This window comes from Pseudomonas sp. PWP3-1b2 (genome assembly GCF_049896045.1).
Lineage (GTDB): Bacteria > Pseudomonadota > Gammaproteobacteria > Pseudomonadales > Pseudomonadaceae > Aquipseudomonas > Aquipseudomonas antarctica_B.
The window spans coordinates 108595-128469 of record NZ_JAFCTN010000008.1 but is presented as its reverse complement, the minus strand read 5'-3'; the positions used below and the strand labels follow the sequence as shown (position 1 = coordinate 128469).

Below are 19875 nucleotides of genomic sequence, written 5' to 3'. Positions count from 1 at the left end.
CGAGATCGCTGGCCGCCCCCTTCTCTATTGGTCAAATCGGCGCGCGCGCCCTACAGTGAGCGACCACCGAAACACAGAGTGACCCGCCTTGGCCGTGCTTCCCCTGATCCAGCGCCTGCTCGGAAAAAAAACCGAGCGCCCCGTCGATTCGCCCATTCCTGGGTTCTTCCAGGACAAGGCCGAACAACAGGGCTACACCCTCAGCCCCGGCCAAACCCGGGCGATTGCCGCCCTGAGCACTGAAACCGCGCACCTGCTGGCCGGCCAGCCCACGCGCAGCCTGTACCTGCACGGCCCGGTGGGGCGCGGCAAAAGCTGGCTGCTCGACGGTTTTTTCCAGGCAGTGCCGATCGCCGAGAAACAGCGCGTGCACTTCCACGAATTCTTCATGCGCCTGCATCGCGGCATGTTTAAACACAGCCACCGGGACGATGCCTTGGGCGTCACTCTTGATGAGCTGCTGGCGGGCTGCCGGGTACTGTGTTTCGACGAGTTTCACGTCCACGACATCGGCGATGCGATGCTCATCAGCCGGCTGTTCCAGGCGCTGTTCAAACGTGGCGTGCTGGTGCTGGTGACCTCCAATTACCCGCCAGAAGGCCTGTTGCCTAACCCGCTGTATCACCAGCGATTCAAGCCGGTTATCGACTTGATCGCCGCGCGCATGGACGTGCTGGAAGTCAGTTCACCCCAGGATTTTCGCAGCTTGGCGCAGGCGCAGAGTGCGCAGCACTTTACCCGTGGCCGGTACATCTGGCCTGGCACGGCGCAACAGCGCGAGGCATTCGGGTTGCCCGCCCTCGATTGCCCGGCGCAAACCCTGACCGTCGGCAACCGGCAATTAGTGTGTCGCAACCATCAGGCGCGCACCATCGCCTTCACCTTCGCCGACCTGTGCGAACAACTCACGGCGGTGATGGATTACCTGCTGCTGTGCGAGGAGTACGAGCACTGGATCATCGACGGCCTGCCCTTGCTGGCGGACTGCCCCATCGCCGTGCAGCAGCGTTTTATCAACCTGGTGGACGTGCTCTACGACCGCGACAAGCAGTTGAGCCTGATCGGCACGCAACCGCTGGAAACCGCTTTGAGCGGCCAGGCCATCGACCTCGCCCGCACCGCCAGCCGGCTGAACCAATTGCAAACGGTCAACCCGCAACACGCGCCCGACCCGGTATCATGAGCGCCATTTACGCCCTCTAGCCGAGTGACCGCGCCGTTCATGAATACCCTCGCTCAACTCAAAGCCGGCCAATTGGCCGGTATTACGCGCCTGGACCTGTCTTGCGGGCTGACTGAATTCCCCCGGGAAATCTTCGAACTGGCCGACACCCTGGAAATCCTCAACCTCGGGGGCAATGCCCTGAGCCGCTTGCCCGATGACCTGCACCGCCTGACCCAGTTGCGCGTGCTGTTTTGCCCGGACAACGCCTTCACCGAGCTGCCGGAATGCCTGGGCCAGTGCGCGACGCTGAGCATGATCAGCTTCAAGGCCAACACAATCAGCCAAGTCTCCGGCGCCGCCCTGCCGCCACAATTGCGCTGGCTGATCCTGACCGACAACTGCATCAGCCAATTGCCCGATGAAGTGGGCGAGCGGCCGTTACTGCAAAAACTCATGCTGGCCGGCAACCGGCTTTCTCACTTGCCCGAAAGCCTGGCCCAGTGCAAAAACCTCGAGCTGCTGCGCATCGCCTCCAACCGCCTGACGCAGTTGCCGGAGTGGCTGCTGAAGATGCCGAGCCTGACCTGGCTGGCCTATGCCGGGAACCCGGTGGAAATGGCGGTGGCCGTCACGGCAGATGACACGACGCCGGATATTCACTGGTCCGAACTGGCGTTGGGCGAGGTGCTGGGCGAAGGCGCCTCGGGCGTTATCCGCAAGGCAATGTGGACGCCGCAGGCCAAGCCGGTGGCCGTCAAAGTGTACAAAGGCACGATCACCAGCGACGGCTCGCCGCTGCATGAAATGCAGGCCTGCATCGCGGCGGGGCTGCACCCGAACCTGATCAAGGTGCAAGGACGCGTTATCGGCCACCCTGACGACGGCGCCGCGCTGGTGATGGACTTGATCGACCCGAGTTACCGCAACCTCGCAGCCCTGCCAAGCCTGGCGTCGTGCACGCGTGACATCTATGAACCTGCTACACACTTCAGCGCTGAAGTGGCGCTGCGCATGGCGCGGGGTGTGGCGTCGGTGGCGGCGCATTTGCACCGGCACGGCATCACCCATGGCGACCTGTACGGCCACAATATTCTGTGGAATGCGGCGGGTGATTGCTTGCTGGGGGATTTTGGCGCGGCGTCGTTCCATGCCACGGCAGACACTTTGGAAACCCGGGCATTGCAGCGCATTGAAGTGCGCGCATTCGGCGTGCTGCTGGGGGAATTGCTGGAGCGCGTTGAGGGGATGAACGATGAAGCGCTGAATGCGCTGCAGGCGCGTTGCTGTCAGCCGGATGTGCTGGCGCGCCCAGGTTTTGAGGAAATCGAAGCGTTGCTCAAATCAGCCTGAAACCCACTCCAAATGTGGGAGCTGGCTTGCCTGCGATGGCGATGTTTCATTCACCTTTTCAGTGACTGATCCACCGCTATCGCAGGCAAGCCAGCTCCCACATTTTTTAGCGCATTTTACCCAGCCAGACCGACGAACATGTCCTGCACGTCATCATGGTTGTCCAGACCTTCCAGAAAGGCCTCAACTTCAGCCATCTGCTCATCGGTCAAACCACTCACCGGGTTTTTCGCGATATAACCCAGCTTGGCCGACAATACGGTGAAGCCCTGATCCGGCAGCGCTTTTTGCACGGCATCCAGGTCGGTGGTCTCGGTGATGAACAGGGTTGTGCCCTCTTCTTCGCCGTCTTCAAAATCCTGCGCACCGGCTTCGATAGCTGCCATTTCTGCATCAGCGTCCGGCGTCTGCGGCGAGGCTTCGATCAACCCCACATGATTGAAGTCCCAGGACACCGAGCCCGAGGCGCCCAGTTGACCCTTGCGGAACGCCACACGGATTTCCGCCACGGTGCGGTTGATGTTGTCGGTCACGCACTCAACGATCAACGGCACCTGGTGCGGGGCGAACCCTTCGTAGGTTACGCGGTGGTACTGCACGGTTTCACCCAGCAGGCCGGCGCCTTTCTTGATGGCGCGGTCCAGGGTTTCCTTGGGCATCGAGGCCTTTTTGGCCTGCTCCACCACCAGACGCAAGTGAGCGTTGGTCGCGACGTCGGCACCGTTGCGGGCAGCAATGGTGATTTCCTTTACCAGCTTGCCGAAGATTTTGCCCTTGGCATTGGATGCCGCTTCTTTATGTTTGACTTTCCACTGTGCGCCCATGACTCACTCTCTTTTCGTCCCTCGCGCCGAGACGTCTACTGGCCGGCGCTTTGGGGGCAGAGTTTATAGGGCAAAAAAAAATCGTTCCAGCAAAAAACCGTCAAGACGCCAACTCGAAAAACGCCTGAATCAGGCGCAATGAGCGGCGTCGCTCCATGCAGCCGAGCATGTGTCGGTTGACCAGCCCATCACCCTGCAAGGCAATGGCCTGCACACGCGGGTCGCGGCCAACCTCCATCGATGACACCACGCCCACCCCCAGTTGCGCCGCGACGGCTTCGGTCACCGCCTCGCGGCTGTCCAGTTCCAGCAACACCTTGGGCTGCACGCCCGCGCTGAGACAGGCGTCGTCAAAGGTGCGGCGGGTAATTGAACTGGGCTCGCGCAGCACCATGATCACCTCGTGCAACTGCTCAAGGCGGATGCCTTGCGGGTCAGCCAGCCAGGGATGGCCCGCCGGTACCAGCGCGCAAATCCGCGACTCAACCAAGGGTTGCAGGTGCAGGCCATTGCGCGGTTCGACCTCGGTCAACACCGCCACGTCCGCATGTTCGGACAACAATGCCGCCAGGGTTTCCTGGGCATTGCCCAAGCGCAGGTTCACGGTGATGCCCGGGTAGCGCGCGCGCAGGCTGGCGATCATCGGCATCACCAGGTGCGGCCCATCCGCGGCCACTTCAAGGCGCCCGGTGACCAACTGACGGTTGGCCTCCAGCAGGGTCTGCGCTTCGTCTACCAGGCCGAAAATTGCCCGGGTAATGGCAGCCAGGCGCGCGCCCTCCTCGGTCAACTCCACCCGTCGCGCGGTGCGGCGCAACAAGGGGATCTGGTAGTGCTCTTCCAGGGCCTTGATGTGCCCGGTCACCGCCGGCTGGCTGATAAACAGCCGAGCCGCCGCGCGGGTAAAACTGCTCTCACGGGCCACGGCATCGAATGCGCGCAGTTGGAACAAATTCATGGCTATTGGCCTCACTGATAGCTCGCATAACAACAAACAATTTGATTGATGACAAGCCAAACTGCAATTTAGGCGCCGTAGCCTCAACCCCAATGCCTTGCGAGAACTTCAAATGAACACTGCCGCGCCCATCCTGCTGACGCCTGGCCCCCTGACCACATCGAACCGCACCCGCCAGGCAATGATGGTCGACTGGGGTTCATGGGATGACCGTTTCAACCAGCTGACCGCCAGCGCCTGCGCGCAGTTGCTGGCGATTCTCGACGCCGCCCAAAGCCACCACTGTGTGCCATTGCAAGGCAGTGGCACCTTCGCCGTGGAAGCGGCCATCGGCACACTTGTGCCGCGTAACGGCAAGGTGCTGGTGCTGATCAACGGCGCCTACGGCAAGCGCCTGGCGAAGATTTGCGAAGTGCTGGGCCGCGAGTTCAGCACCTTTGAAACCGCCGAAGACCAACCAACCACCGCCGCTGATGTGGACCGCCTGCTGCACGCAGACAAGGCCATCACCCACGTCGCGCTGATTCACTGCGAAACCAGCACGGGCATTCTCAACCCGCTGCCGGAAATCGCCCAAGTCGTAAAGAACCACGGCAAACGCCTGATCATCGACGCCATGAGTTCCTTTGGCGCGTTGCCGATCGATGCCCGCGAGGTGCCGTTCGACGCGCTGATCGCCGCCTCGGGCAAATGCCTTGAAGGCGTGCCGGGCATGGGCTTTGTCTTCGCCGACAAACACGCGCTGGCCGCCGCCCAAGGCAACAGCCATTCCCTGGCGATGGACCTGTTCGACCAGCACAGTTACATGGCAAAGACCGGCCAGTGGCGCTTCACGCCGCCGACCCACGTGCTCGCGGCCCTGCACGAAGCGCTGCTGCAATACGCTGAAGAAGGTGGCCTGGCGGCGCGTCATCAGCGTTATGCGAGCAACTGCCAGGTGCTGCTGGACGGCATGGCCGAGCTGGGCCTGCGCAGCTTTCTGCCGGCAGCGATCCAGGCGCCGATCATCGTCACCTTCCACGCCCCCAAAGACCCGCGCTACCAGTTCAGGGAATTCTACGAACGGGTCAAGGCCAAGGGTTTCATTCTGTACCCGGGCAAATTGACCCACGTGGAGACCTTTCGCGTGGGCTGTATAGGCCACATAAACACGGCCGAGATGCAGGCGGCAGTGACGGCCATCGGGCAAGTGCTGCAAGAAATGGAAGTGTCGGACATCTGATTCCCCCTATTACCCACAGGATCCAAGCCATGAACTATCAAAACCCCAACACCCTCCAGGCCGTCATCCTCGACTGGGCCGGCACTGTGGTCGACTTCGGCTCCTTCGCCCCCACACAGATTTTTGTCGAAGCCTTTGCCGAGTTCGACGTGCAAGTGTCCATCGAAGAAGCCCGTGGCCCGATGGGCATGGGCAAGTGGGACCATATCCGCACCCTGTGCGACCAACCGCAAGTGGCCGAGCGCTACCGCAAGGCCTTCGGCCGCACGCCGACCGATGACGACGTGACCGCCATCTACCAGCGCTTCATGCCGCTGCAAATCGAGAAGATCGCCGAGCACTCGGCGCTGATCCCCGGCGCGCTGGACACCATCGCCCGTCTGCGCGTGCAAGGCATCAAGGTCGGTTCCTGCTCCGGCTACCCCAAGCAAGTCATGGACAAGGTCGTCGCGCTGGCGGCCACCAACGGCTACATCGCCGACCACGTGGTCGCCACCGACGAAGTGCCAAATGGCCGCCCGTGGCCGGCCCAGGCCCTGGCCAACGTGATTGCCCTGGGGGTCGATGATGTGGCGGCGTGCGTGAAAGTAGACGACACCGTGCCGGGCATTCTCGAAGGCCGTCGCGCCGGCATGTGGACGGTGGCGCTGACCTGTTCCGGCAACGCCCTGGGCCTGACCTACGAGCAGTTCCGCGCCCTCGACGCCGCCACACTGGCCAGCGAACGCAAACGCATCGAAGCCCTGTTCGAAGGCTCGCGCCCGCACTACCTGATCGACACGATCAACGACCTGCCTGCGGTCATCAGCGACATCAACAGTCGCCTGGCACGCGGTGAAATGCCGCAAAGCCACTGACTGAGGTCAAAACAAGCGCATTTGCGCCAGGCGAGCCACTCAAAACCGGCATACAGTTAACGCACTCCGTCAAAAGAATGGAGGTATGCCCTGATGAGTGAGGAACCCAGCGATGCCGTGGAAAAACTCCGATACACGCTACAGCACCGTGTCGATCGCGCTGCACTGGTTAATGGTGGTGTTGCTGGCGGTGGTTTACGCCTGCATTGAGCTACGCGGCCAATTCCCCAAAGGCAGTGGCGGGCGCACGTTGATCGTCGAAATGCACTTCATGCTTGGCCTTACCGTATTTGTGCTGGTGTGGTTGCGTTTGTTTGCGCGCAGCCTGGGGGTTGCGCCGAAGATTGTGCCGGCACCACCGCAATGGCAACGCCTGCTGGCCACGCTGATGCACTTCGCGCTGTATGCATTGATGATCGGCATGCCGATTGCGGGTTGGCTGATTGTGAGTGCCGAGGGGCATTCGGTGATGTTCTACGGCATGGAATTGCCGCCGTTGATCGCGGAGAACAAAGCCCTGGCCAAGCAGATTGAGGGCTGGCATGTATGGTTTGGGAAGGTCGGTTATTGGCTGATCGGGTTGCATGCATTGGCGGGGATTGCCCACCATTACGTCCTGCGGGATAACACCGCGTTGCGGATGATGCCGGGTAGGTTTGCTCGTGATAGTGGTGGGTCAGTCAGCAAATCTGCCAAATGACACAGCCCCTTCGCGAGCAAGCCCGCTCCCACAGGGGTGTGTGCTAGGCGGTGAAGCCTCGACGGCCTTGAAGGCCGCCGGTGTGGACGAAGATCAGGCGGGTGCCGGGAGCGAAGCGTCCGGCTTCGATGTGTTGTTTGAGCGCCAGCAGCGCTTTGCCGGTGTACAGCGGCTCCAGTGGCAAACCGCAGGCCTGTTGCGTGGTGTCGATAAAGTCGAGTAGCTGCGTATCGACCTTGGCAAAGCCGCCTCGGCTGGCGTCGAGCAATTCGTAACCGCCGCTCACGATGGCCTCGACGTTTTGCGCCACGCCGTGATCATCCGGCACCGCCATGGCGCCGTAGACGTGATGCGCGCCCGCCTCTGCCATCACCAAACCCGCCAGTGTGGTGCCGGTGCCCGCCGCCAACCACCACGCGTCGTAATCGTCCCAGCCCAGTGCGCTTAACTGTGCGCGAACCTGCTCGACCAACACCGCGCAGCCCGTCGCCCCAGCAATACCACCACCGCCCTCGGGCACGGGGTGCAGTTCGGGGTACAGCTCACGCCACGGCAGCCAGAAATCCGGCTCATGCCGCGCGCGATAGCCGCCGTAGCCCAGCCAATGCAGCTGCATGCCGAACGCTTTCAAGTCGAGAACGGTGGGAGTGTCTTGCGGATGGCCGCGCAGCAGGCCGACGGTGGGAAAACCAAAGCGTTTACCCGCCGCCGCCACTGCATGCAGATGGTTGGAGTAGGCGCCGCCCAGGCTGATGATGCCGCGGGCAGCTTGCGCACACGCCAGATGCCCGGTGAGCTTGAACCACTTGTTACCGCTGATCAGCGGGTCGATGCGGTCCAGGCGTAACACGGCCAGCTCGACGCCCTCTAGCCAATCCAGCGGCAAGGGTTCAAGGGGCGCATGGGGAAGCCAGTCGAAAGGACCCATCGGGAGCATCTGAATGAGAAAAGGGGCGGTAGTCTACCACCGCCCCTTTTAGGGTCTTACAGCTCGGCGGCGAGGCGTGAGCCCTGGTTGATCGCGCGTTTGGCGTCCAGTTCGGCCGCCACGTCGGCGCCGCCGATCAGGTGCACGTTCTGGCCGGCGGCGAGCAGGCCGTCCTGCAGTTCGCGCAACGGGTCCTGGCCGGCGCAAATGACGATGTTGTCCACCGCCAGCAGTTGCGGTTCGCCCTCGGCACCGATGCGAATGTGCAGGCCTTCGTCGTCAATTTTCAGGTATTCGACGCTGTTGAGCATCTGCACCTGCTTGTTCTTCAAGCCGGTACGGTGGATCCAGCCGGTGGTTTTGCCCAGGCCGTCGCCGACCTTGGAAGCCTTGCGTTGCAGCAGGAACACCTCACGCGCCGGGGCGTGGGGCTGCGGCTGGATACCGGCGACACCGCCACGCGCCTCCAATTGGGTATCGATGCCCCACTCCTTCCAGAACGCGTCACGGTCCAGGCTGGTGGACACGCCCTGATGCACAAGGAACTCCGACACGTCGAAGCCGATACCGCCAGCGCCGATCACGGCCACGCGCTTGCCCACCGGCTTGCGCTCCAGAATCACGTCCAGGTAGCTCAACACCTTGGCGTTCTCGACGCCCGGAATTGCCGGCGTACGCGGCGCGATCCCCGTGGCGAGGATGATCTCGTCATAACCGCCGGCCTTGAGTTGCTCCACATCCACCCGCGTGTTGAGGCACAGCTCGACGTGGGTGGTCTGCAATTTGCGTTTGAAGTAACGCAGGGTTTCAAAAAACTCTTCCTTGCCCGGCACGCGCTTGGCGATATTGAACTGGCCGCCGATCTCGCTGGCCGAATCGAACAATGTCACTTGGTGGCCACGCTCAGCCGCCACGGTGGCAGCCGCCAGGCCCGCAGGCCCGGCACCGACCACGGCGATTTTCTTGATCTGTTTGACCGGCAAGTAGTTGAGCTCGGTCTCGTAGCACGCTCGCGGGTTGACCAGGCAGGTGGTGAGCTTGCCGCCAAAGGTGTGGTCCAGGCAGGCCTGGTTGCAACCGATGCAGGTGTTGATTTCATCGGCACGCCCGGCGGCGGCCTTGTTGACGAAATCCGGGTCGGCGAGGAACGGCCGCGCCATCGAGACCATGTCGGCATCGCCTTCGGCGAGAATCTGCTCGGCAATTTCCGGGGTGTTGATACGGTTGGTGGTGATCAGCGGAATCTGCACCGCGCCACGCAGCTTGGCGGTGACTTTGCTGAACGCGGCACGCGGCACCTTGGTGGCGATGGTCGGGATACGCGCTTCGTGCCAGCCGATGCCGGTGTTAATGATCGTCGCACCGGCTTTTTCGATGGCTTTGGCCAACTGCACGATTTCTTCCCAGGTGCTGCCGCCTTCCACCAGGTCGAGCATCGACAGGCGGAAGATGATGATGAAGTTCGGGCCAACGGCGTCGCGCACACGGCTGACGATTTCCACGGCCAGGCGCATACGGTTTTCGTAGCTGCCGCCCCAACGGTCGGTGCGATGGTTGGTGTGGGCGGCGAGGAACTGGTTAATGAAATAGCCTTCCGAGCCCATGATTTCCACGCCGTCGTATTCGGCGACCTGGGCCAGCAGCGAGCAGGTGACGAAATCCTGGATCTGCTTCTCGATCCCCTCCTCGTCCAGCGCCTTGGGCTTGAACGGGTTGATCGGCGCCTGGATCGCGCTCGGTGCGACCTGCTTGGGGCTATAGGCATAACGCCCGGCGTGGAGGATTTGCATGCAGATCTTGCCGCCCGCCGCGTGCACGGCCTGGGTCACGATCTTGTGCTTTTGCGCTTCTTCTTCGGTGGTCAGCTTGGCCGCACCGGCGTACACCCCGCCCTCATCGTTCGGGCCAATGCCGCCGGTGACCATCAGGCCCACGCCGCCACGGGCGCGCTCGGCAAAATACGCCGCCATGCGCTCGAAACCGCCGGGTTTTTCTTCAAGGCCGGTGTGCATCGACCCCATCAGGGTGCGGTTACGCAGGGTGGTAAAACCCAGGTCCAACGGGGCCAGCAGGTGCGGGTAGGCAGCAGCGGTCATGGTACAGCTCCACAACGGATCATCACGGGACGTGGAAGGCTCGAATGGCCCGCCATCGGTTTATGTCCCACAGACTAAGAGCCGCTGGACGACCGCTCAATGACTGAAACTTACAAGTTATTAACTTAAATGCACAGCGCACCTGCCGATCCAGCATAACCGCCCGGATTTTATTTAGCGCGCAATTATTTAATGCGCCTATCGCAGCCATACATTTTGCTGACTTCATTAATATACGCAGCGCCATCATTCTGGCATCAACCGCCGCCCCCAGCGGAATCGGTGGCCGGCCAGCGGCAATTGTTAACTCACAAAAACAGCTACTCCGAGGTGCGCCGTCATGCAACAACTGAACAGCTTTGTTTGCTCTGTAGAGTCGCGGGTAAACGCCGTTCTGCGCGATGTGCAGTCAATCGTCAGCCGGCTGTGTGACGTGAATGCAGAGGTGGCGGGCTTCCAGGTACGCGTCGAAACCCAACAGGCACATACGGCTCACGCAGACCTGTTCATCTTTCCCATCAATGATCTGCACACCGTGATTGCCACGTTCAACACAGACCTGATTCAACGCTTGGCCATTGCCGGGGTTCAACTCGATAGCATCCGCGATGACGTTATCGCGGCAAAGGCCGAGTTTGAGCCTTCGCCTTCGTCCGAGTGTGTTTTTGTGGCGGTCGATAAGTTGATTGCCGGGCTGGATAACATCTGCCGGTCGATTGCCAACAGCCTCAAGTCGCTGTCCGTCACCTTGAGATCCTTACAACACACGGCCATCTATTAACCCCTCGTCGCGTGGACGGCTCACCCGCGGGCGTCACCTGGTCGATCATTGCAGGATTTTAAATGCCAACTTCCTTTTCAGCGTTCACCGAACTGATGCGCCAGGCCGAAGTGCAGCGGCTCACCGCGCATATCGCCTGCGACGCCGATGAGGTGTTGAACAGCGTGGTCGCCATGATATCCGCGCACTTCGGTGCCCCCATTGCGGTGGTCAGCGCGGTCAATGATGGCGTCTTGACGTTCAAGGCCAAGGTCGGCTTCGATGTTCAGAGCATGACGCTGACCGAGTCGTTCTGTGTCCATTGCCTGCTCACCGAAGGCTTGCTGGAGGTCCTCGACACCGCTACGGATGTTCGGTTTGTCGATAACCCCATGGTCACCGGCACACCGTTCATTCGGTATTACGCAGGTGTACCCCTGGTAACGGCACGCAACCGCGCGTTAGGCGCACTGTGCGTCATCGACCAAAAACAACGCGCGCCCATGAGCGAGCAAGACAAAACCTTCCTGCACAATGCTGCCGCTATCGTCGTTGCGCGCCTGGAATCCATTCATCAGAAGCACTTTTTCGACGCGTTGACGGGGTTGCCCAATCGCCTGTGTTTTGAGCAGGACGTCGCCAGAGGCGCGGCTCAATTGCCTCATCGATGGGCAATATTGATTGAACCGCTGACCGCTGCCGGCATGGACAGGTTGGTGAAAGCGCTGGGATTGGACTGCTTCGTTGAGTTCATGCTGGGCATGAAAAATTTGCTCACTGCCGTATTGCCAGAAGGTGCGCATCTGTATCGAGCCAGCACGATGAGCTTCGCCGTGTTGGTTGAGGATGGTCCCCGCATCCAGCTGCCGGTGCTGATCAAAGCGATCAGCAATGCCCTTGCTCAACCGGTGCACTTCAAGAGTATCCCGGTCTTCGCCGATGTCGGTATCGGCGTGCTGAAGTTAGGCCCGAACGCGCTGACGCCTGTCGATAACCTGAGGTTAATGGCCAGCGTGATCGACACCGCCCGCCGCTCCGAACACCGCTGGTTGTATTACGACCCCAGCGTCGACGCCCGCTCGCAACGCAGTGCGATGTTGCTTCACGCTATCGAGTCGGCGCTGCGCTCACCCGACCAGTTGCGGATGGAATACCAGCCCCGGGTCAATCTCGCCGACAGTCGGTGCTTCGCTGTGGAGGCGCTTCTACGGTGGAAGCACCCGACGCTGGGCGAAATAGGGCCAGCTGAATTTATCGGCCTGGCGGAGACCACTGCCGCGATCAGGCACATTACGAGCTGGGTCGTGCGAAACGTCTGTAAACAGATTGCCGCGTGGCGCGACCAGGGGCTTGAACTGACCGTCTCACTCAACATTTCGGCAATAGACCTCACCGATGGTCGACTTTATGATCAGGTGCAGCACGCCTTGAGTGAGTTTGACTTGGCGCCGCACTGCCTGGAGCTGGAGTTCACCGAGAGCGTTCTGGTGACTGACTTTGAGGCGGTGCAGCACCAATTGAAGCGCCTGCACCTGCTGGGCATTGCCATAGCGATTGACGACTTTGGAAGCGGCTACAGCAATTGGAAGTACCTGCGAGACATACCGGCAAAAATGGTCAAGCTTGACCGTTCGCTGTTAACCGACCTGCAACCTGACAACAGCAACTGGCATATCGTACGAGGCATCATCAGCCTGGCGCGCAGCCTGGATCTGACAGTGGTTGCGGAGGGCATAGAAACTCTGTCGCAGTTCGAACTGTTGCGTGCCTGGCAATGCCATCAAGGCCAGGGGTACTTCTTTTCAAAGGCGCTCTCGCCCAAGGACCTTCAGGCGTGGATTGAGAGAAACCATCCCGGCGAGGGCCCGTCGCGAACGCAACTGCGAGCGTCTTGATCAGCAGCAACACGCGGGCCGAAGGCGACAGGAACCAAGCCAGGGGATAGCGCTCCAAGAGCCGTGCGCCGCAAGCAGCGGGCGTCTCACTGAGGTGAAAAAGCTGCTGCGTTGGCCCAATAATTTCTGTAACCCACTGACTCTGTGTATCCTCGACCGCAGTTCAACCGAATTTACACACCCGCCCATTGGTCCCTTTTTTGCTCCCCATGCGTAAACTTTTTGCTTTAGCGTTCACCCTGGCCCTGGTTGCCGCCGTCGCCGCGTATCTGGTCTGGACCCAGGAGCGCCCTGTGGCGCATTACCTGTCGGACCTGCGTATTACCCTGGCCGTCAATGAAGGCGTACCTTCCGATCGGGGTAACTTGCTGGGCATCCAGCCGGAGCTGTTCCCGGCCGACTACCAGAGCCTGGAACGCCTGCACCTGAAGCTTGCGGCGTACCTGCAAAAAGCCCGCGACGAGGGTTTGATCAACAGCAAGACCGTCGTCGTGCTACCGGAACATATCGGCACCTGGCTGATGCTCAGCGGCGAGAAAAACGAGCTGTATCAGTCCATCCATCTCAAGGATGCAATGAACTGGCTGTCGGCCAGTAACCCGTTTTTGTTTGCGCGGGCCTGGCTGAGCGCCACCGGTGAAAACCGCATGGACGACGCCTACCTGCGCATGAAAGCCCAGGCAATGGCCCGCGACTATCAGGCGCTGTTCGGCGGCTTGGCCAGGGAATTTGGCGTGACCCTGGTGGCAGGCTCCATTGCCCTGCCCGACCCCAGCGTGAGCGAAGGGCAATTGCAGGTCGGGCGTGGCCCGCTGTACAACGCCAGCGTAGTGTTTGGCGCCGATGGGTTACCGGTGGGCCAGCCACAGCGTCAGTTTTACCCGATCTACGATGAGCGTGGCTTTATCGAGCCGGGCGATGAAAACCTCATCAGCGTGGTCGATACCCCTGCCGGGCGCCTGGGCATCCTGATCGGCAGTGACAGTTGGTACCCGGACAACTACCGCAAACTCAACGAGAGAGGCGCGCAACTGGTTGCGGTGCCCGCGTTTGTGACCGGTCGCGACACGTGGGAACGCCCATGGCGCGGCTTCAAAAGCGTGTCCACGCCCCCTGAAATCAGCCTCAAGCCCGAAGAACTCAGCGAGGGCGAAGCCTGGCGTCGCCTCACCCTGATCAGCCAACAGCCGATCAGCCAGGCGAGTGCCGGCATGAGCGTGTTCCTGCGCGGGCAATTCTGGGACCTGGGCACTGCCGGGCACAGCTTCCTCAGCAGCAACGGGCAGGTCACCGCTGGCAGCGATGACCATGGCGCGCGTCTGCTGAATATCTGGCTGTAGCGCTTTGAAACCGGTGCGCCTGGGGGATTTGTCGGTGGGCTTCGTGCAGGCCCTGGCCGATGCGATTCACAGTCATGGCCTGGACCCGCAGCCGCTGCTGCTGCAATACGGCCTGGACCCGGAGCGCCTCGCCGAAGCCGGTGCACGCTTGTCGATCCCGCGCTATATGCGCCTGGGCCACGCGGCGATCCAGCTGACCGGCGACCCAAGCCTGGGTTTGCGCATGGGCCAGCTCAGCCGCTTGAGCCAGGCGGGGCTGGCCGGCGTGACCGCCGCGCAGGCGCCGAATGTGCGCGAAGCTGCGCGCACACTGACGCGCTTTGAAGCCTTGTACGGCTCCAACTATCGCGGCCAGTCGAGCTTTCATGAGGACGCCGAAGGCGCGTGGCTGCGCTTCTATTCCATCAGCCCCTACAACGCCTACAACCGTTTTGTGGTGGATTCGATCATTGCCGGCTGGCTGCACCAGCTCTCGAGTCTCGCCCGGCAAACGGTGCAGGCGCAGCGCATCGAGATCGAGTTTGACGCGCCAGACTACAGCGAACACTACAGCGCGCTCGGCGACAGCCCGGTGCACTTCGGCGCTGACGCCAACCAACTGCGGCTGAACAAATCCACGCTGGCCCTGCGCAACCCGCAGCACTGCCCAAGTACCTGGAACCTGCTGTTGCAGCTGTGTGAAAGGGAATTGGAGCAATTGACCCGCACCCGCAGCCTGCGCGAGCGCATTACCCGGTTACTCGGGCCGATGCTCAATGGCGGCCGGGAACCCGACCTGGAAGAAGTGGCGGCACGCTTGAAGCTGCCAACCTGGACGCTGCGCCGCAAACTGGCCGACGAAGGCACGCAGTTTCGCGCGATTCTCAACGATACCCGCCGCGATTTGGCCATGACCTACATTCGCGACACGGAACTGGCGTTCGGCGAGATCGCCTACTTGCTCGGTTTTGCCTCAGCCCAAGCCTTTCAACGGGCGTTCAGGCGATGGAACAACCAGACCCCAGGGGAATTTCGCCGCAGTCAGCGGCATTCCGCCTGAAGTCGGTGTTACAGCTCGGTGGCGTCATCAACCGGATCCAGTGGATCCATTTCAAACGCGTGGTACTCCAGCAGTTCTTCCTGGTAATCGTCCATGGTGGACTCCTTATCGATTAAAAGCGGTTGCAAATAAATGACCTGCAAACCCAGCCTAAAGTGCCGTGATGACGAAAAAATGTCGGCGTCATGACGTTCCTGCACCTCACGATTAAACGTAGCAGCGCAGCGTTGATTTAGCCCAGGGATTTTTGAGGCGCTATTGCTATCATTGCAATTGCAATCAAATACCCACTTCCATTAGGGTATGGCTATTCGTCGCCAGGTGACCCGCGCCATGCCCCCTCCTACCGCACACGCCGCACAGCTCTGTATCGAGGCTTTGAACACTGCCGGGCAGTCGGACGGCTCGCCGCTGTACGCGGTGATGACCATGGCCAACACCCTGGAGTTCAGCCGACAAGCCTGGGTGATTCGCGGCCAGTCGCGCTCTCGGCGGGTCAGTAATTGGCCCAGTTGGTTCGCACGTAATACCGCCGAAAAACCCATGCTGTACCTGCACAGCGCAGCGTCTTCGGCACAATTGTGCGCACTCTCGGACGAAACGGCGCAACGCGGCATCCTGTGCAATGACATCGAAAACCACCCTTCAGCCTGGCCCAAAGGCACGCAACCGTGCGTGCCGCTCTGGCTGGCTGCCCATCCGCACTGCACGCCGTACGACCCGGCCTGCGCAGCGGAAGCCCGGGCGATTGTGCTCGCGGGGTTGCGCACGCTGTATGTCGACGGCCAACCCGGTTTTTATTACCTGGCGTTGCATGATCAGGACACCAGAAGGCATTTAAGTGCACAGGATCGGGAGGACGCGCTCAAGGGCATGTACCCGATCCAAAGAGGCCGCACCGGCGCGGTGCGATTGCTCGGCGCCGGTCGCGCGTTTGAGGAAGTCGTGCAAGCCGCGCAATTGCTGGAGCAGGACTGGCAGGTCACGGCGCAGCTGTGGAGTTGCCCCAGCTACACACGCCTGGCCCGTGAGGCTGCGGCCGCTGAGCGCTGGAACCGCCTGCATCCCCTGGCGCCGAAACGAAGCTGCCATTTACGTGACTGCCTGGCGGGCAATGCTGCGCCAGTGGTGGCGGTCACCGGGTATCCGCAGGCAATTGTCGATCAGGTCGCGGGGTATGTGGATGCGCAGTTTGTCGCCCTGGGAGCGGGGTCAGTGCAGGCGGCAGCGCCGAGCCGGTATTGGATTGTGGTGTCGGCACTCAGGGCGTTGGCGGATGAGGGGCGGGTTGATGCTGAGCACGTGAAATCCGCCATGAGCCGGTACCACCTTCATTGAACTGGAAGGCGAACAACGGTGGGAGCTGGCTTGCCTGCGATAGCGGTAGGCCAGGCACAGGTGCGCTGGATGACAGCCCCCCATCGCAGGCAAGCCAGCTCCCACATTGGGATCTTTATCGTTTCTCAGATTTTGCGCCGGCTTCGGGTTTGCACACCCGCCTCCATCGCCAACCCGGCAGCGCGCTCCAGGGTATCGGCGAACAGTTGACGCTGCTCCGGCTCGATCTGCGACACAAACAGCTCGTCCACGGTGCTTTCGTAAATCTTCCACATTTTTTTGCGCAGCGCGCGCCCGGCGTCGGTGATCGAGGCAAATGCCGCACGGCCATCGCCGTCGGAGCGCGAACGCACCACCAGGCCGTCCTTTTCCAGGCGGTCAACCAGGCGCGTCAGGTTGTAACGCTCGATCGCCAGCACGTCGGCCAGTTCGTGCATACGCCGTGTGCCGTCGGGGCCGCTTTCCAGGCCCCATAACGCGTCGTACCAGGCATAGGGCGGCAATTCCGCCTCGGCCAGACGGCGTTCGATTTCACGGATGACCGTCCTGTGCGCCCTGACAAAACGGAACCATACATCAGGCTCTTTCGACGACATGCAACACCATCCGGGGAATTTCAAGAAGGTTGCAATAGTAGCTCATCCCGCGCTAGATTCAGGCATGTCGTTGCAATTGCAACTAGATTGGCATTCCTCTCACCAAGAGGTCGCCGCTTGAAATCCGCCTACACCTGGAGCCTCACATGACCCCGAACAACGCAGTAAGACTGGACGACGATCCACAGGAAACCCGCGAGTGGCTGGAGTCCATCGAATCGGTGCTGTCCACCGAAGGCCGCCCGCGCGCCCACTACCTGATTGATCAGTTGCTGGATTTCGACGTGGCGCGGCATGGCGACTTTTACGGGCGGGTGACCACTCCCTACATCAACACTATTGCGGTAGAACGCCAACTGCCCTACCCCGGCAACCTGGCGATCGAGCGGCGCACCAATGCGTTCATTCGCTGGAATGCCATGGCGATGGTGCTGCGTGCAGGCAAACACTCAGGCGTCGGTGGGCATATTGCGACCTATGCGTCAGCCGCCGTGCTGTACGACGTAGGTTTTGACCATTTCTTCCGTGGGCGCACCGATACATTCGACGGCGACCTGGTGTATATCCAGGGCCACTCTTCCCCGGGCATCTACGGGCGCGCCTACCTTGAAGGTCGCATCAGCGAGGCTCAGCTGGATAACTTTCGTCGCGAGGCCGGTGGCGAGGGTTTATCGTCCTACCCGCACCCGCGGCTGATGCCGGATTTCTGGCAATTCCCCACCGTGTCCATGGGGCTGGGGCCAATCACCGCCGCGTATCAAGCGCGCTTCATGCGCTACCTGGAGTTTCGCGACCTGAAACCACACCAGGGCCGCAAAGTCTGGGCGTTTCTCGGTGATGGCGAAATGGACCAGCCGGAATCCCTGGCGGCCATCTCCCTGGCCGGTCGCGAAAAACTCGACAACCTGATCTTCGTGGTCAACTGCAACCTGCAACGCCTGGACGGCCCGGTGCGCGGTAACGCCAAGGTGATCCAGGAATTTGAAAGCCTGTACCGCGCCGCCGGCTGGAATGTAATCAAGGTGATCTGGGGCGGCGGCTGGGATGCGTTGCTGGAAAAGGACCAGAGCGGCTTGCTGCGCCAACGCATGATGGAGTGTGTGGACGGCGACTATCAGAACTACAAATCCCAGAACGGCGCCTATGTGCGCGAACATTTCTTCGGCAAATACCCCGAGTTGCTGGCATTGGTGGCGGACCTGTCCGACGACGACATCTGGAAACTCTCACGCGGTGGTCATGACCCCGACAAGGTCTACAATGCCTACGCCGCCGCCGTGCGCCACAAGGGTCAGCCGACAGTGATCCTGGCGAAAACCGTTAAAGGCTTTGGCATGGGCGAAGCCGGTGAAGGCCAGAACATCAATCATCAGCTCAAAAAGATGGGCGCAGACGCCGTCAAGGCCTTCCGCGACCGTTTCGGCCTGGATTTGGCCGACGACCAGCTCGACGAAATCCCCTACCTCAAGCCTGCCGCCGACAGCGAAGAGGCGCGCTATTTCGCGGCACGCCGCCAGGCCCTGGGCGGTTACGTACCGGCGCGGCACAGTGCTGTGGAACCGCTGCAGATTCCCGACCTGAACGCTTTTTCAACCCAGCTCAAAGACACCGGCGACCGCGCCATTTCCACCACCATGGCCTTTGTGCGCATCCTCGGCACGCTGCTCAAGGACCCGCACCTGGGCAAATTGATCGTGCCCATCGTGCCGGACGAGTCGCGCACCTTCGGCATGGAAAGCCTGTTCCGTCAGATCGGCATTCACTCCGCCGTCGGCCAGCTCTACACCCCGCAAGATGCCGGACAATTGAGCTACTACAAAGAGAGCAAAGACGGACAAATCATGCAGGAAGGTCTGAATGAGTCCGGTGCCATTTCCTCGTGGATTGCGGCGAGTACGTCCTACAGCAACCACGGCTTGATGACCGTGCCGTTCTATATTTTCTACTCGATGTTCGGCTTCCAGCGCGTCGGCGACCTGGCCTGGGCGGCAGGCGATGCGCGGGCGCGCGGCTTCCTGCTCGGCGCCACTGCCGGGCGCACGACGTTAATGGGTGAAGGTTTACAGCACGACGATGGACACAGTCATATCCTGTCATCGGTGATTCCATGTTGCGTGTCCTATGACCCGACGTTTGCCTACGAGCTGGCGGTAATTATTCGCGAGGGCATGCGACGCATGTATGTCGAACAGGAGGACATTTACTACTACATCACCCTGCTTAACGAAAACTACCCACACCCGGCAATGCCCGAAGGTGTGGAAGACGGCATTCTTAAAGGCCTGTATCCGCTGAGCAGCGCAGAGCATGCGCAGGTGCAACTGATGGGCAGCGGTTCGATCCTGCGAGAAGTGATCGCAGCGGCGCAATTGCTCCACAGCGACTTCAATGTGCAAAGCGATGTCTGGAGCGTCACCAGCCTTACCGAGCTACGCCGCGACGGGCATGCGGTTGAACGCTGGAACTTGCTGCACCCGGAAAGTGAGCCGCGCGTGAGCTATGTGCAAGCATGCCTTAAGGCGAAGACAGGGCCGGTAGTGGTCGCAACGGACTACATGAAACTGTTCGCCGACCAGATCCGCCCTTTCGTAGACAACCGCCGGTTTGTCGCGCTGGGCACCGATGGCTTCGGGCAATCGGATACCCGTGAAACCTTGCGGGCGTTCTTTGAGGTGGACCGCCACTTCATCGTGCTGGCGGCCTTGAAGGCGTTGGCGGACGATGGAGTGATTGGCCGCGAGAAAGTCAGTGAGGCGATCAGTCGCTACGGGATCAATGTCGACAAGGCGAACCCCGTAGCGGTCTGA

16 protein-coding genes are annotated in these 19875 nt (G+C 61.1%); 11 read left to right on the top strand and 5 right to left on the bottom strand.

The genetic code is table 11. The features are described from left to right. Window positions 1–88 precede the first annotated feature (88 nt). Together zapE and ACP7A2_RS08125 are read left to right on the top strand one after the other, a co-directional pair. Window positions 89–1183, top strand: coding sequence for a cell division protein ZapE (gene zapE, locus ACP7A2_RS08130; protein WP_426133802.1), 1095 nt, complete (start codon window positions 89–91; stop codon window positions 1181–1183). A gap of 39 nt (window positions 1184–1222) precedes the next feature. After that, the gene (locus ACP7A2_RS08125) at window positions 1223–2515 is read left to right on the top strand and encodes a protein kinase (protein WP_426133801.1); all 1293 of its coding nucleotides are present in this window, start codon (window positions 1223–1225) and stop codon (window positions 2513–2515) included. Window positions 2516–2631: 116 nt separating this feature from the next. On the opposite strand, the gene ACP7A2_RS08120 is transcribed toward ACP7A2_RS08125, so the two are convergent. Together ACP7A2_RS08120 and ACP7A2_RS08115 are read right to left on the bottom strand one after the other, a co-directional pair. Then, window positions 2632–3339, bottom strand: coding sequence for a YebC/PmpR family DNA-binding transcriptional regulator (locus ACP7A2_RS08120; protein WP_426133800.1), 708 nt, complete (start codon window positions 3337–3339; stop codon window positions 2632–2634). A gap of 100 nt (window positions 3340–3439) precedes the next feature. Further along, complete coding sequence (locus ACP7A2_RS08115) at window positions 3440–4297, bottom strand: LysR substrate-binding domain-containing protein (protein WP_426133799.1); 858 nt, start codon at window positions 4295–4297, stop codon at window positions 3440–3442. Between the two features lie 112 nt (window positions 4298–4409). Here ACP7A2_RS08115 and ACP7A2_RS08110 point away from each other — a divergent pair, with 112 nt between their 5' ends. The 3 genes from ACP7A2_RS08110 to ACP7A2_RS08100 all read left to right on the top strand — a co-directional run bounded on the left by ACP7A2_RS08110 (window position 4410) and on the right by ACP7A2_RS08100 (window position 7076). Then, window positions 4410–5519, top strand: a complete 1110-nt coding sequence (locus ACP7A2_RS08110; RefSeq protein WP_426133798.1) for a 2-aminoethylphosphonate--pyruvate transaminase — start codon at window positions 4410–4412, stop codon at window positions 5517–5519. 29 nt (window positions 5520–5548) lie between these two features. After that, the gene (gene phnX, locus ACP7A2_RS08105; protein WP_426133797.1) at window positions 5549–6376 is read left to right on the top strand and encodes a phosphonoacetaldehyde hydrolase; all 828 of its coding nucleotides are present in this window, start codon (window positions 5549–5551) and stop codon (window positions 6374–6376) included. 112 nt (window positions 6377–6488) lie between these two features. After that, a complete protein-coding gene (locus ACP7A2_RS08100) occupies window positions 6489–7076 on the top strand; it encodes a cytochrome b (protein WP_426133796.1) in 588 nt (195 codons plus the stop codon). A gap of 43 nt (window positions 7077–7119) precedes the next feature. On the opposite strand, the gene ACP7A2_RS08095 is transcribed toward ACP7A2_RS08100, so the two are convergent. Both ACP7A2_RS08095 and ACP7A2_RS08090 read right to left on the bottom strand, forming a co-directional pair. Beyond that, window positions 7120–8004, bottom strand: a complete 885-nt coding sequence (locus ACP7A2_RS08095) for a 1-aminocyclopropane-1-carboxylate deaminase/D-cysteine desulfhydrase (protein WP_426133795.1) — start codon at window positions 8002–8004, stop codon at window positions 7120–7122. Between the two features lie 56 nt (window positions 8005–8060). Then, window positions 8061–10100 (bottom strand): FAD-dependent oxidoreductase, encoded by a 2040-nt coding sequence (locus ACP7A2_RS08090; protein WP_426133794.1) that lies wholly within the window; start codon window positions 10098–10100, stop codon window positions 8061–8063. Window positions 10101–10440: 340 nt separating this feature from the next. Here ACP7A2_RS08090 and ACP7A2_RS08085 point away from each other — a divergent pair, with 340 nt between their 5' ends. From ACP7A2_RS08085 to ACP7A2_RS08065, 5 genes are all read left to right on the top strand, one after another. Continuing rightward, entirely contained in the window at window positions 10441–10881 is a 441-nt protein-coding gene (locus tag ACP7A2_RS08085; protein WP_426133793.1) for a hypothetical protein, read from the top strand. 95 nt (window positions 10882–10976) lie between these two features. Further along, window positions 10977–12755 carry a sensor domain-containing phosphodiesterase gene (locus ACP7A2_RS08080; protein ID WP_426133792.1) on the top strand — a complete coding sequence of 593 codons (1779 nt, stop codon included), beginning with the start codon at window positions 10977–10979 and terminating at the stop codon, window positions 12753–12755. 209 nt (window positions 12756–12964) lie between these two features. Further along, window positions 12965–14095 (top strand): carbon-nitrogen hydrolase family protein, encoded by a 1131-nt coding sequence (locus tag ACP7A2_RS08075; RefSeq protein WP_426133791.1) that lies wholly within the window; start codon window positions 12965–12967, stop codon window positions 14093–14095. 4 nt (window positions 14096–14099) lie between these two features. Further along, the gene (locus ACP7A2_RS08070; RefSeq protein WP_426133790.1) at window positions 14100–15134 is read left to right on the top strand and encodes an AraC family transcriptional regulator; all 1035 of its coding nucleotides are present in this window, start codon (window positions 14100–14102) and stop codon (window positions 15132–15134) included. A gap of 333 nt (window positions 15135–15467) precedes the next feature. Further along, window positions 15468–16472: a transketolase-like TK C-terminal-containing protein gene (locus ACP7A2_RS08065; RefSeq protein ID WP_426133789.1), complete on the top strand. Its 1005-nt coding sequence runs from the start codon at window positions 15468–15470 to the stop codon at window positions 16470–16472. Between the two features lie 125 nt (window positions 16473–16597). Here the strand turns inward: ACP7A2_RS08065 and ACP7A2_RS08060 are convergent, their stop codons facing one another. Beyond that, window positions 16598–17068, bottom strand: a complete 471-nt coding sequence (locus ACP7A2_RS08060) for a MarR family winged helix-turn-helix transcriptional regulator (RefSeq protein ID WP_426133788.1) — start codon at window positions 17066–17068, stop codon at window positions 16598–16600. Window positions 17069–17214: 146 nt separating this feature from the next. Between ACP7A2_RS08060 and aceE the strand changes: the two genes are divergently transcribed. Next, window positions 17215–19875, top strand: a complete 2661-nt coding sequence (aceE, locus tag ACP7A2_RS08055; RefSeq protein ID WP_426133787.1) for a pyruvate dehydrogenase (acetyl-transferring), homodimeric type — start codon at window positions 17215–17217, stop codon at window positions 19873–19875.